We start from the raw sequence: 12,627 nt of genomic DNA, 5'->3' as shown, positions 1-12,627 counted from the left end.
GTATTTTAGATGCATTTTATGCGATTCGTTCGCATAACACCATCAACGGATTTACCTGCTACGGTTTAAACACAGTGAAGACAAGTGCTGAGATAAAACCGATGAAAAAGTATCAATTTACGGGTGATTCACGGCTGTATGATTATCTGGCCGATGGCAAAAAACAACAGGTCAAACTGTGGCAAGTCGTTGCCATGCGTGATTTCAACAATGTGAAAACCGGGCAAATCGGCGGTTGGATTGAAAACGAAGACAACCTCAGCCAGCGTGGGAACTGCTGGATTTATGGCAGTGATTGCGTAGTTTACGGCGGTTCAAGCGTAAATGATGATGCGCAAATCCATGGCAATTCTACCCTATGCCACCAGGCGCACGTCAGCGGCCAAAGTATTATTGAGCAGTCGCTTGTCAGCGGTGAATGCCGTATTTACGATGCTGCCCGCATTCTCAATGGCAGCCAGGTGATTGCGGTTCGTGGGCTGACAGCCGACAACGACACGCTGCTGCAAATTTACGGCAGCGCCACCGTGAACGCCTCACGGGTTGTTCACCAAGCGCAGATTTACGGCAAAGCGGTGGTGAACAACGCGTTTATTGAACACCGTGCTGAAATATTCGGGCAGGCGATTCTTGAAGGTAATGACGAGAATAATATTTGGGTCTGTGATTGCGCGCGTATTTTTGATAACGCACGGATTATCGCTGGACACGGCGACGACCAAATCCCAACGATTCGCTATTCCTCCCAGGTTTACGGCAATGCTCTGATTGAAGGCGATTGTGTGCTGAAACATCAGGTACATATTTTTGATGATGCCACGCTTATCGGTGGCCCGATTCAACTCGATAACCACGTACAGATTTACGGCCAGGCGCGAGTCACCGGGAATGTTCTTATCGAGAATAATGTGCAGATTTACGATAAAGCCGCGGTTGATGGCCTGGGCGGCGAGCTTATCCATATTCGCGGCATTAAAGATATTAACGGTGAACAACGTGTAACGCGGTCACCGTTTTATGGGGTGTTTTGAAACACCCTAATCCACAATCCGCCCATAAATGTTCTGATCATGAAATTCACCGTTTAGAAATTCGGCTTGTTTCAGGCAACCTTCAAGCTCGAAACCATTGCGCAGCGCCACCTGATTACTGGCCGTATTACTGACGATGCAGCGAATAACGAAACGGCGAACCAGGCCTTCGCGGGCGTATTTCATGACAATTGCCTGCAATGTCTGGGAAATAACCCCCTGCCTCTGAGCGTTTTTATCCAGCCAATAACCGATGTAAGCCGTTTTATTGGTTTGCTCAATCTGGTTAAAGGAAAACACACCGACCATTTTTTTATCACGGAATATCAAAAACATTTTCGCGTAGTTCCGATGATGCAGCAGGTAATTACCTTGTGCCATTTTGCGCGAGTCTTCAACCGACATCACATGCTGCGGCCAGTCCATTGCTTGCTGCAACCAGGGCTTATTTTTTTGTACCAACGCAAAAATCTCATCCGCATAACGCTCATTAATTGAATGGAGTGAAATGTGGTCATCAATTTGAATCACGTCATCTTTCCATTGCTCAGAACCCGGCACGCAACTCTCCTTCTGTTTGGTCTTTTGGAAAATAATGGTGCAGAAAACCCGTTTGCACCACATAAGCCCCCAGGCGACGTGCAAATACGTTTCACACGCACAATACACCGCCGCTGAACGGGTCGTCGCCCTGGTACAGATATTGCTTAACATCTTTGTAACCCAAAGGAGACTCAGATGAAAGCAATCATAATTGGCGGCGGCATAGGTGGACTTTCGGCAGCAATTGCGCTGAAAAGATGTGGCATGAGAACGGAAGTCTATGAAGCAGTCAAAGAAATCAAACCGGTCGGTGCGGCGATTTCAATCTGGCCCAATGGCGTTAAATGCCTGAACTGGCTCGGCATGAAAGAGCCGCTCCGGCAATTGGGTGGGCCGATGGAGTTTATGGCCTACAAAGAGTTTGTCCACGGCCAAACCTTGACGCGTTTTAGTCTTGATCCTTTAATCAAAAGTGTCGGTGAGCGCCCCTATCCCGTGGCTCGCGCTGAACTGCAAGATCTGTTGATTGATACCTATGGTCGCGGTGACATTCAGTTTGGTAAGCGCGTGGTGCGTGTCGAAGAATTCGATGGCGGCGTGCGAGCCTGGTTTGACGATGGGCATGTCGCCCAGGGAGATGTACTCATTGCCGCCGATGGTACGCATTCGGTGATTCGCCCCTACGTTCTTGGTCACCAGACAGAACGCCGATATGCCGGTTATGTTAACTGGAACGGTCTGGTGGAAATTGACGAATCTATCGCGCCTGCAAATCAGTGGACGACGTTCGTGGGTGAAGGGAAGCGCGTTTCATTAATGCCAGTTGCGGGCAATCGTTTTTACTTCTTTTTTGATGTTCCGCTCGAGAAAGGCCTGCCTGAAGATCGCACCACGGTGAAAGCCGATTTAACCCGTTACTTTGCCGGTTGGGCAGATCCAGTACAAAAACTTATTGCCGCAGTAAATCCTGAAACCATCAATCGCATAGAAATTCATGATATTGAACCATTTATGCAACTAGTCAGAGGGCGTATTGCATTGCTTGGCGACGCCGGTCACAGCACGACACCCGATATCGGCCAGGGGGGTTGCGCAGCAATGGAAGACGCTGTTGTGCTGGCAGTCGCGTTACAAACTAATTCGTTGGGCATCGAAGATGCGCTGCTGCGCTATCAGGAAAAACGCGCTTATCGGGTCAAAGATTTGGTGCTAAAGGCGCGTAAACGCAGTGAACTGACCCACGGAAAAGATATGAACATCACCCATAGCTGGTATGAAGAACTTAAAAGTGAAACCGGCGAACGAGTGCTTTCCGGAATGCGCGAAACGATTCTCGGCGGGCCACTGGAGTAAAAAAGCCCCGTCCATGATGTCGGATGTCGCTACGCTAATCCGACCTACAAAAACAACGATATAGGGGAGATTAGCGTAGCGACATCCACCAATTAATAAAGCCCCGCATTCTCATGCGGGGCTTTATGTTTTACTTCATCACTCGGTCATCAACGTATTTACGTTGATCCGGTGCCGGTGGGAAGTAGTGATACAGCCAGGTTTCACTGATAGCATCGCCCTGGCAGCGCAGGAACATGCGCATATCAACCGGGTCGGTGGAGTCGTTCGTTGGATACCAGTCAAACAGAATACGGTAGCCATTGAACGGCTCGACATACAGTATTTCAATCTGCCTGGCTTCGCCGTTAGACAGTGTGATAACCGGCTCGATACCTTTCGGTGCCGCCGCTTTCAAATCCCCGCCAACAAAATCAATGGCGAAACGGCGCGACCATTTCTCAGGGAAGTGCTCTCCTGGCGCCCAACCTTCCGGGAAGCTCCCCATACCGGTACGAGTGGCATACACGCGCGCCAGCGGCGACTGAATTGGCGGCAACCCACTCCAGTACAAACGGTATTTAAACTCCAGCTCATCCCCGGCTTTTACCGGTTTTTCCGGCTGCCAGAAGCAAACGATGTTATCCAGTGTTTCGCCCGTGGTTGGAATTTCCATCAGACCGATAGCCCCTTTGCCCCACTTATTGCGCGGCTCAACCCACAGGCTTGGGCGCTTGTTATACCAGCCCATGATGTCCTGATAATTGGCGAACTCATGGTCCAGTTGCAGCAAACCAAACCCTTTTGGGTTGTTGTCGGTATAAGCATTGAACTGCAATTTTTGCGGGTTATTCAACGGGCGAGTAACCCATTCACCGTTGCCACGCCACATCGCCAGACGATCAGAGTCGTGAATTTGCGGGTGAATGGTGTCGCACATACGGCGTTCATTGGTGCCGCAAGCGAACATACTGGTCATTGGTGCAATGCCCAGCTGTTTAATATCTTCACGAGCATACAGATGGTTATCGACATCCATCACCACGCGTTCGGCTTCACAACTGATGGTGAATTTGTATGCCCCGGTGACGCTTGCGCTATCAAGCAGTGCGTACACCACAAAGGTGGTGTCACCGGCTTTCGCTGTTTCAAACCAGAAAGAGGTAAAGTCCGGGAACTCTTCGAGTTGGTCGGTATAAGTGTTGACCGCAAGGCCACGCGCGGAAAGACCATATTGATAAGTGTTGTCTACTGCACGGAAATAGCTGGCACCCAGGAACGAAACCACGTCGCGACGCGCCAGTTCTGGCGCTTTAAACGCTTTAAAACCGGCAAAGCCGAGATCAATCTGGCCTTCGAGTTGTTTGGTATCGACACCGGCATCGTTGTAGTTAAACAGCTCTGGGCGGAAGTGAATTTCACGTGCCTGATGTGATGATGGATCCACAGAGAACATGCGCACACGGCGGCGGAACCCCATACCCACGTGGAAAAACTGCACGTCGAGCTGGCGGTTATTCACGTTGTTCCACAATGAGTGTTCAGCATCATATTGAATGGCGTTGTAAGCCTGTGGCGTTAAGTTCGCCAACGTGTCCGGCAGTGGGCGCGGTTTACCCACCCACGGTTTTTTCGACAAGTCATGGGCCATTGACTGGAGCACAGTGAAATCGAACGCGGTGGTGCGACCATCGGCAATTTCAGACTCTGACGCGAAGGCTGCGCGCGAAAAGAGTGTGGCAAATGAAGAAGCGCCGCTAACTGCGGCGATAGCCATTGAGGCTTTGATAAAACGTCTGCGATTCATGCCTGAAAAGTTGTCCTTCTTTGTCGATGAGTGTCGTCCCACCAGGGCAGAACTTTGCAACTAGTACGACCGCACACTCTAGACAAAATTCACAACAAATCCAATCACCGACACCGACCTTTACGCAGCGTTACGCACTTTTTTTATGTCCATGAGAATACGATGAAAAAACGGCTCACAATGTGAGCCGTTAGTCGGTCGGTTCGCTTACTTCACACTAACATCAATACCCGGGAAGTATTTCTTCGCAAGCGTAGTAATCGTGCCGTCAGAACGGACTTTTTCGATTGCCGCATCAAGCTGTTTCTTGGTTTGCTCATCGCCTTTACGCAGGCCGTAACCAATACCGCTACCCAGAATCGTGTCGTCACTTACCGGTTTACCAATAAAGCCAAAACCTTTGCCTTGTGGCTTACTCAAGAATCCAGCCTGGCCCGCTGCTGACATCACCAGAGAGGCGTCAATACGGCCATTGAGCAAATCGCCCCACGCCATATTTTGATCTTTATATGATACGACCGTTACGCCCTCTTTTTCCCAGTGTTCTTTCGCGTAGGTTTCCTGAATGGAACCTTGCAGCACACCGATGGTTTTACCTTTTAGCCCTGCGGGCGTTGCTTCCATGCCGCTACCCAACTTACCGACCAATTGGGAAGGAATACGGTAGATTGGCTGGGTAAAGTCGATGCTTTTACGGCGCTGCTCAGTGATGTTCATCGCTGAGTTAATCGCATCAAATTTCTTCGCCATGAGTCCTGGGATCAGCGAGTCAAACGAGGTTTCTACCCATGAACATTTCAGGTCAGCCGCTTTGCAAATCGCGTTACCCAAATCGATATCAAACCCTTCCAGTTCGCCCGCCGAGTTACGGCTTTCAAACGGTGGATACTCAGCTTCCACGCCGTAGCGTAATTCGCTTGCCGCAAATGTAGAGAACGAAGCACACATCCCAACCAACAAACTTAACGCATAAACTTTTTTCATTATGACCTCGTATCAGCGTGGCTTAACCTGGCAAAGTGCCTGTGCACCCGCCCGTAACGTAGCTTCATCTTTCGCAAATGACAAACGAATCAACTTGTTGTCTGTCCCGTCGGTATAAAACGCGGAGAGTGGAATGGTCGCCACGCCATATTGGGTAATTAAACGTTTTACTATCTCACTGTCAGATTCATCGCTGAAATGGTCGAATTTGGCTAACAGAAAGAAAGAGCCTGCGCTTGGCAGCAGTTCAAATGGCGACTCAACCAGCAATGACTGCATCAAATCGCGTTTGCGTTGATAAAACGCCGCCAGCGACAAATAGGTATCCGGGTTCGCCATATATTCAGCAAATGCATATTGCATTGGTGTATCGGCAGAGAACATCAAAAACTGGTGCACTTTGCAGATTTCAGTCATCAATTCCGCCGGAGCCAGGCAATAACCTACACGCCAGCCGGTAACGTGGAACGTTTTGCCAAACGACGACACGATAACGCTGCGTTCAGCCAACGCCGGATGTGTCGCCATACCGTGATGGCGCGCACCGTCAAACACGATGTGTTCGTAGACTTCATCAGAAAGAATAATGATGTTGGTATCACGGGTCAGGGCAACCAGCATCTCCAGATCATGTGCGCTAAACACCTGCCCGCTTGGGTTGTGCGGCGTGTTAATAATGATCATACGAGTGCGTGGGGTAATCGCTGCGCGCACTTCATCCCAGTTGACCGTGAAATCTGGCAGTGCCAGTTTCAATGCCACAGGCGTTGCGCCTTGCAGGCGAACAATCGGCGCATAACTATCAAAAGAAGGTTCGAAGTAAATCACTTCATCACCAGGATGCACTAACCCGCTGATGGCGGAGTAAAGCCCTTCACTGGCGCTGGCGGTAATTAAAATTTCATCATCAACGTCGTAATGCGAACCATAAAGTGTTGCGACCTTTTCGGCTATCAGGGTTTTTAATGGCCTGAAACCGGTCATCGATGCATATTGGTTATGATTATCCTGCATCGCTTTGGTGACGCCCGCGATAAGCTTCGGGTCAGGTGAAAAGTTAGGCGCGCCCTGGGAAAGGTTAATGGCGTTATGTTGCGCCGAGAGTTGGCCGATAACGGTAAAGATGGTGGTTCCAACATCCGGTAATTTTGAACGAAATTGCACCGGGGTTTGCATAGTCATGGCCGCTCCTGTGAATGCGCGATTTGCATAACTATTCAATATGTAACGGGTTGCGACCACAACCGAATTGTTGTCATAATAGCCATGCAAAAAAATCATAGCTCAGCGGAGAGCCATCAGACATGCGTCGCAATTTCCCCCTCAATACTATTGATGCTTTCCTGGTGACGGCAAAGCACCTGAATCTAACTCGCGCGGCGAAAGAACTGTGTCTGACACAAGGCGCCGTCAGCCGCAAAATCTCGACACTTGAAGAATGGCTTGGTTATGCCCTGTTTGACCGCCATGCCCGTGGGTTACATCTCACACCCCAGGGCTGCGCCCTGCTGCCGGAATTACAACAATCCTTTGAGCACCTGCTGAATGTGGCGAGCAACGCCTGCCATAAATCCAATGTAATCCGCCTCAAAGCCCCAACCTGCGCCATGCGCTGGCTGGTACCAAAACTGGTGCAACTGGAAAGCGTAGCGCCAGATATTCAGGTTGCCCTAACCACCACCGTGGAACACAGCGTGAATTTCAAAAACGAACCTTTTGATGCCGCAATCATTTTTGGCAAACCAGACAATACCGGCACGTTGCTATTTGAGGAGCGACTCACGCCTGTTTTAAGCCAGCATTTGTTGCCAGAAGAAGCGTTAACCACGGAAGACCTGAGCCGCTTCACCTTTTTGCACCCAACCCCCGACCGAACCGACTGGGCGCTGTGGCTTGCGGAAAACACTGCCATTGCGCCTGCTATGAATAAAAATCAACACTTCGACACCATGGACCTGGCAATCAGCGCGGCGATTCAGGGCTTTGGGATTGCGATTGCCGATGCCACGCTGGTGGCGGAAGATTTACGTCGCGGGCGGTTGGTTCAGCCGTTCGCAAGCCATGTAAAAACGGGTGCCAGTTACCGTCTGGCTCTGCGGCCCGGCAGTGACGAAAGCGTGGGGCTTGAGGCTTTTAAGGATAGTTTGCTGACATTGAGCGATTAAATCGCCAGCCAGCCTTCCTACCCGTTCTTTTTTGCAACCGCTGTAACATATTCCCTACATAGCCGTTGCGCAGAATAGATTCCTCCGCATGATGTCGCCAGACTCCCTCTTGCGAGCAAAATGATGATTGCCGTTGCTTTAGTTGATGACCATGTTGTAGTGCGTTCTGGTTTTGCCCAGTTACTGAGCCTTGAAAACGATATTGAGATTGTTGGCCAGTACAGTTCTGCCGCCGAGGCCTGGCCCGCATTGATAAAAAACCAACCCGATGTGGCGGTACTTGACGTCGCAATGCCTGACGAAAATGGCTTGAGTTTACTAAAACGTTTGCGCCAGCAACGTCCTGGTTTTCGCGCCATCATCCTTAGTATTTATGACACCACCGCTTTCGTGCAAAGCGCGCTGGATGCCGGTGCCAGCGGTTATCTCACCAAACGTTGTGGCCCTGAAGAATTAGTACAAGCGGTGCGTACGGTCGGCATGGGTGGGCATTATTTGTGTTCCGATGCCCTGCGTGCGCTGCGCCATGCGGGCCAGCCTGCCAAAGTTCTGGAAATCCTCACACCGCGTGAGCATGAAGTTTTCGATTTGTTGATCAAAGGCGAAAGCGTCAAGCATATTGCCGAGCAACTTAACCTCAGCCACAAGACGGTACATGTGCATCGCGCCAATATCCTTGGCAAACTGCAATGCGAAAGCACCATCGAACTGGTGCATTTTGCACTTGAACACCAACTGTTAGCCGGGCACTAAATGTCTCGTTCGTGGCGGCATCTATTATTATCGCTGTTTATCGTTTTCGCCTGGGGGCTGACCTGGCTTGCGCTGTGGACGATCAGTTTTTATCTCACTAATAACGGTCAACAAGCCACGCTACTATTGCCACAAGGCGTACATCTTGCCCTGCTGATTTTACTGCATCGCCGCTACTGGCCCGCCCTTTTCATCCCGGTTATCGGGTTGCTTTTCTGGCTTTGGCTGCAACAGTTAATGACCGAGCCGGTCATGTTGCTTTCTCCGTTCCTCAGTGCCATTCCGGCGCTTTTCGTCCAGCACTACTGGCACCGTTTTACACTTTACTGGCAGCGGTTGTCGTTGCTGATGGCCGCGATTACTAGCGATGCGCTGTTGCACACGCTGGCGCTGACGCCATTTTTGTCGAGTTCTGCCTCGCAAACATTACTGGCCGCATTTACCGGTGGAGTGGTACTCACGCCATTCGTGTATCTGATTTACGAATACTTGCGCCAGCAACACCTTGAAAGCCTGCTGGCACAGGAAACGCCGAATCCACCGCTGCGCACTTCGCTGCTTATCTGGTGCAGCCTGTTTTTCATCATTGGTGTTGGCGCGCAAATGGTGGTGTCGCCGGAAATCGAACGGCTATTGCTGATTGTGGTGTTTCTGCCAAACGTGGTGATGGCCTACAAATTTGGCTGGCAAGGTGGCGTGCTAGCCGCGCTGTTGGGCAGCATGATGATTACCATCGCCCGGCAAATTGGCAGTGGGTTTAATGGGCTGATGGAGATGGAGCTATTTCTCTCAACTCAGGCACTGTTGGGCATTGGGCTTGGGATAGCCATTAGCCGCCAGCAGCATCTGGCGAATAATCTTCACCGTTATCGTCAACGGTTGGAAGTTGAATTACAGGCTCGCCGTGAGTTGATGGAGCAATTGGTGCATACCGAAGAAGACACTCGCAAGGATCTTGCCCGTGAGTTGCATGATGAGATTGGCCAGAACATTACCGCGATTCAAATTCAGTCGATGCTGGTGAAACGCACCGCCAGCGGTGATGCGACAGTGCTCGCCGCCGAGCAAATCAACCAGCTTGCCCAACGCATCCACCACTCAACCCGCCATCTTTTGCGCCAGCTTCGCCCACCAGTGCTGGACGAAATTTCTCTCGATAAAGCATTGCATCATTTGATGCAGGAGTTCGCTTTTGCCGAGCGTGGCATTACCTGTCGTTTCCATTACGATTTGCCCGGCCAGCCTGTCAGCGATCCGGTGGTGTTTACGCTGTATCGACTGGTGCAAGAACTGCTCAACAATATCTGTAAACACGCAGATGCCCGCCAGGTTGAGATTTCTCTCACTCAGCAACCCAACGGTGTGCGTCTGGAAGTGAAAGATGATGGTATCGGATTTACTGGCTCCACCCACACCGGGCACGGATTACAGGGCATCGCTGAACGCATTCGTGCTTTAGGTGGCGATTTAGTTCTTGAAAGCCAGTCTGGCACGCGCGTAATTGTTAACCTGCCCACACTTTTTCAACAAACTCAGGGATAACCAGGAAAAATTCCTGGTTGACTAAAACCTTGTCTCATCCGCTTTGTTTCCGCGTTTTCTATAGTCATTTCAATCCGGAGGAATCCCATGATTTCCGAGCAAACTATCGGTCGTGATTATCGTTACTGGCGTCCACGTTTGCTGTTGTCGATGGTCGTTGGCTACGCCGCGTTTTATCTGACGCGCAAAAGCGTCAGTTTTGTCCTTCCGGCCATGCAGGTCGATTTGGATTTAAGCAAAAGCGATATCGGCCTGCTGGGTACGCTGTTTTATGTGTCGTACGGCCTGTCAAAATTCGCCGCAGGGCTATGGCATGACCGCCGGGGTGCACGCTGGTTTATGGGTGTTGGTCTGCTGGCAACCGGGATTTTAAATATTCTGTTCGCCTTTGGCAGTAACTTACCGATGTTGCTGGTTATCTGGACACTGAACGGTTTTTTCCAGGGCTTTGGCTGGCCACCCTGCGCACGATTGCTCACGCACTGGTATTCGCGCAACGAACGCGGTTTTTGGTGGGGATGCTGGAATACCTCAATCAACCTTGGCGGAGCAGCAGTCCCACTGATTTCTGCGCTGATGGCGCTGTGGTACGGCTGGCAGGCGTCGTTATTTGTCTCGGGTACCATCGGCATACTCATTGGTATTTGGTTATGCCGCAGTTTGACCGGCACGCCACAAGAAATGGGACTGCCTTCGGTGGGTGTCTGGCGGCATGACCCGCTGGAAATGCGCCAGGAACAGCTCAGCCCAGCGATGCCGCAGTGGCAGATGTTTCGCAGTACGGTGCTGCAAAACCCAATGATTTGGTTGCTCGGCGTGAGTTACGTGCTGGTGTACCTGATTCGCATTGCGCTCAATGACTGGGGCAATATCTGGCTTTCCGAAAGCCACGGCGTGAATTTACTCAGTGCCAACGCCACGGTGATGTTGTTCGAAATGGGTGGGTTACTGGGTGCATTGTTTGCTGGTTGGGGCTCGGATTTACTGTTTCGCGGCCAGCGTGGGCCGATGATTTTACTGTTTGCATTAGGGCTGTTTGTTTCCGTCGCGGCACTTTGGCTGTCGCCCGTTCACCATTACGCGCTATTGGCCGTCTGCTTTTTCGCCATCGGATTTTTTGTTTTTGGCCCGCAGATGCTGATTGGTCTTGCCGCCGTGGAGTGCAGTCATAAACAGGCAGCGGGCAGCGTGACCGGTTTTTTGGGTCTGTTCGCTTATTTGGGTGCGGCACTGGCGGGATGGCCGCTGTCACAAGTGATTGAGCATTACGGCTGGTCTGGGATGTTTGCGCTGTTAACCGTCGCCGCCGCGTTAATTGGATTTTTGCTGATGCCCCTCTTAATGGCGGGTATCAGCGCGCAGGACAGGAGTGTTGGTGCCATGGATCCGGCAGTCACCTTACCTCAGGACACTTAGGATAATAATATGAAACTGACCGTGCTCTCTTCTCTGGTTGCTGCTGGTGTTGCATTGGCTACCCTGTCCGGTGCCGCGCATGCACAAGGCCGTCTGGTGGTGTATTGCAGCGCTACCAACGAAATGTGTGAAACCGAAACTAAAGCATTCGGTGAAAAATACGATGTGAAAACTTCGTTTATCCGCAACGGTTCTGGCAGCACGCTGGCGAAAGTGGATGCCGAGAAGAAAAACCCGCAGGCTGATGTGTGGTACGGCGGCACGCTGGATCCGCAGTCACAGGCGGGCGAAATGGACTTATTAGCACCGTACAAATCTGCCAATCTTGAGCAAATCATGCCGAAGTTCCAGGACCCGGCAAAGCGCAAAGGTAACTACTCCTCGGCGGTGTATATCGGCATCCTCGGCTTTGGTGTGAATACCGAACGCCTGAAAGAGAAAAACCTGCCCGTACCGAAGTGTTGGAAAGACCTGACCAACCCAATTTATAAGGGTGAAATCCAGGTGGCTGACCCGCAAAGCTCTGGCACCGCCTATACCGCGCTGGCAACCTTCGCGCAGCTTTGGGGCCAAGACCAGGCGTTTGATTACTTGAAAAAACTCAATGGTAATATCTCGCAATACACCAAATCAGGTATTGCGCCTGCGCGTAATGCCGCCCGTGGCGAAACGGCCATTGGCATTGGTTTCCTGCATGACTATTCCCTCGAAAAAGAGAATGGCGCACCACTGGAGTTGATTTCCCCGTGTGAAGGCACCGGCTATGAAATTGGTGGCGTCAGCATCCTGAAAGGGGCGCGCAATATGGACAACGCCAAGCTGTTTGTTGATTGGGTGCTGTCCAAAGAAGCACAAGAGTTGTCATGGAAAAAAGGCAAGTCTTACCAGATCCTGACCAACACCACTGCCGAAAGCTCGCCGCTGTCGCTCAAGCTCGATGACCTGAAGTTAATCAACTATGACATGGATAAATACGGCGCGACCGACATGCGTAAAGCGTTGATTAACAAGTGGGTCAGCGAAGTGAAGATGGGTAACTAACCCACCAGCAGGT

At 51.1% G+C, this 12,627-nt stretch carries 11 protein-coding genes; 7 read left to right on the top strand and 4 right to left on the bottom strand.

What is annotated here, in order from left to right:
* The first annotated feature begins 101 nt into the window (after positions 1-101).
* Complete coding sequence (ydcK, locus tag FH968_RS14520; protein WP_139880628.1) at positions 102-1,031, top strand: YdcK family protein; 930 nt, start codon at positions 102-104, stop codon at positions 1,029-1,031.
* 6 nt (positions 1,032-1,037) lie between these two features.
* Here ydcK and rimL read toward each other — a convergent pair whose 3' ends face one another.
* Positions 1,038-1,592, bottom strand: coding sequence for a 50S ribosomal protein L7/L12-serine acetyltransferase (gene rimL / locus FH968_RS14515; RefSeq protein WP_223271325.1), 555 nt, complete (start codon positions 1,590-1,592; stop codon positions 1,038-1,040).
* A 177-nt stretch (positions 1,593-1,769) separates the two neighbouring features.
* Between rimL and hpxO the strand changes: the two genes are divergently transcribed.
* Positions 1,770-2,927 carry an FAD-dependent urate hydroxylase HpxO gene (gene hpxO, locus FH968_RS14510; protein WP_139880624.1) on the top strand — a complete coding sequence of 386 codons (1,158 nt, stop codon included), beginning with the start codon at positions 1,770-1,772 and terminating at the stop codon, positions 2,925-2,927.
* Positions 2,928-3,057: 130 nt separating this feature from the next.
* Here hpxO and FH968_RS14505 read toward each other — a convergent pair whose 3' ends face one another.
* The 3 genes from FH968_RS14505 to FH968_RS14495 form a co-directional block, all read right to left on the bottom strand.
* Positions 3,058-4,713: a glucan biosynthesis protein D gene (locus FH968_RS14505; protein ID WP_139880622.1), complete on the bottom strand. Its 1,656-nt coding sequence runs from the start codon at positions 4,711-4,713 to the stop codon at positions 3,058-3,060.
* A gap of 207 nt (positions 4,714-4,920) precedes the next feature.
* Positions 4,921-5,697: an ABC transporter substrate-binding protein gene (locus FH968_RS14500; RefSeq protein WP_139880620.1), complete on the bottom strand. Its 777-nt coding sequence runs from the start codon at positions 5,695-5,697 to the stop codon at positions 4,921-4,923.
* 12 nt (positions 5,698-5,709) lie between these two features.
* Complete coding sequence (locus FH968_RS14495; RefSeq protein WP_139880617.1) at positions 5,710-6,879, bottom strand: pyridoxal phosphate-dependent aminotransferase; 1,170 nt, start codon at positions 6,877-6,879, stop codon at positions 5,710-5,712.
* A gap of 122 nt (positions 6,880-7,001) precedes the next feature.
* On the opposite strand from FH968_RS14495, the gene FH968_RS14490 reads away from it, so the two are divergent.
* The 5 genes from FH968_RS14490 to FH968_RS14470 all read left to right on the top strand — a co-directional run bounded on the left by FH968_RS14490 (position 7,002) and on the right by FH968_RS14470 (position 12,614).
* Entirely contained in the window at positions 7,002-7,862 is an 861-nt protein-coding gene (locus FH968_RS14490) for a LysR substrate-binding domain-containing protein (RefSeq protein WP_139880615.1), read from the top strand.
* A gap of 123 nt (positions 7,863-7,985) precedes the next feature.
* Positions 7,986-8,615 (top strand): response regulator transcription factor, encoded by a 630-nt coding sequence (locus FH968_RS14485; protein ID WP_139880752.1) that lies wholly within the window; start codon positions 7,986-7,988, stop codon positions 8,613-8,615.
* A complete protein-coding gene (locus tag FH968_RS14480; protein WP_139880613.1) occupies positions 8,616-10,157 on the top strand; it encodes an MASE1 domain-containing protein in 1,542 nt (513 codons plus the stop codon). It begins immediately after the preceding gene.
* A gap of 87 nt (positions 10,158-10,244) precedes the next feature.
* Positions 10,245-11,573, top strand: coding sequence for an MFS transporter family glucose-6-phosphate receptor UhpC (gene uhpC / locus FH968_RS14475; RefSeq protein WP_139880611.1), 1,329 nt, complete (start codon positions 10,245-10,247; stop codon positions 11,571-11,573).
* Positions 11,574-11,582: 9 nt separating this feature from the next.
* Positions 11,583-12,614: an ABC transporter substrate-binding protein gene (locus FH968_RS14470; RefSeq protein ID WP_139880609.1), complete on the top strand. Its 1,032-nt coding sequence runs from the start codon at positions 11,583-11,585 to the stop codon at positions 12,612-12,614.
* The last annotated feature ends 13 nt before the right edge of the window (positions 12,615-12,627 follow it).

It is taken from the genome of Buttiauxella sp. B2 (assembly GCF_006376615.1).
GTDB lineage: Bacteria > Pseudomonadota > Gammaproteobacteria > Enterobacterales > Enterobacteriaceae > Buttiauxella.
This window is presented reverse-complemented; position numbering and strand designations above follow the sequence as displayed.

What these genes read in the sequence shown, in the direction of transcription:
- FH968_RS14485 (WP_139880752.1), top strand. Translation starts at nt 7,986, where the DNA reads ATGATTGCCGTTGCTTTAGTTGATGACCATGTTGTAGTGCGTTCTGGT.
- FH968_RS14480 (WP_139880613.1), top strand. Translation starts at nt 8,616, where the DNA reads ATGTCTCGTTCGTGGCGGCATCTATTATTATCGCTGTTTATCGTTTTC.
- hpxO (WP_139880624.1), top strand. Translation starts at nt 1,770, where the DNA reads ATGAAAGCAATCATAATTGGCGGCGGCATAGGTGGACTTTCGGCAGCA.
- FH968_RS14495 (WP_139880617.1), bottom strand. Translation starts at nt 6,879, where the DNA reads ATGACTATGCAAACCCCGGTGCAATTTCGTTCAAAATTACCGGATGTT.
- FH968_RS14470 (WP_139880609.1), top strand. Translation starts at nt 11,583, where the DNA reads ATGAAACTGACCGTGCTCTCTTCTCTGGTTGCTGCTGGTGTTGCATTG.
- FH968_RS14505 (WP_139880622.1), bottom strand. Translation starts at nt 4,713, where the DNA reads ATGAATCGCAGACGTTTTATCAAAGCCTCAATGGCTATCGCCGCAGTT.
- FH968_RS14490 (WP_139880615.1), top strand. Translation starts at nt 7,002, where the DNA reads ATGCGTCGCAATTTCCCCCTCAATACTATTGATGCTTTCCTGGTGACG.
- FH968_RS14500 (WP_139880620.1), bottom strand. Translation starts at nt 5,697, where the DNA reads ATGAAAAAAGTTTATGCGTTAAGTTTGTTGGTTGGGATGTGTGCTTCG.
- uhpC (WP_139880611.1), top strand. Translation starts at nt 10,245, where the DNA reads ATGATTTCCGAGCAAACTATCGGTCGTGATTATCGTTACTGGCGTCCA.
- ydcK (WP_139880628.1), top strand. Translation starts at nt 102, where the DNA reads ATGAAAAAGTATCAATTTACGGGTGATTCACGGCTGTATGATTATCTG.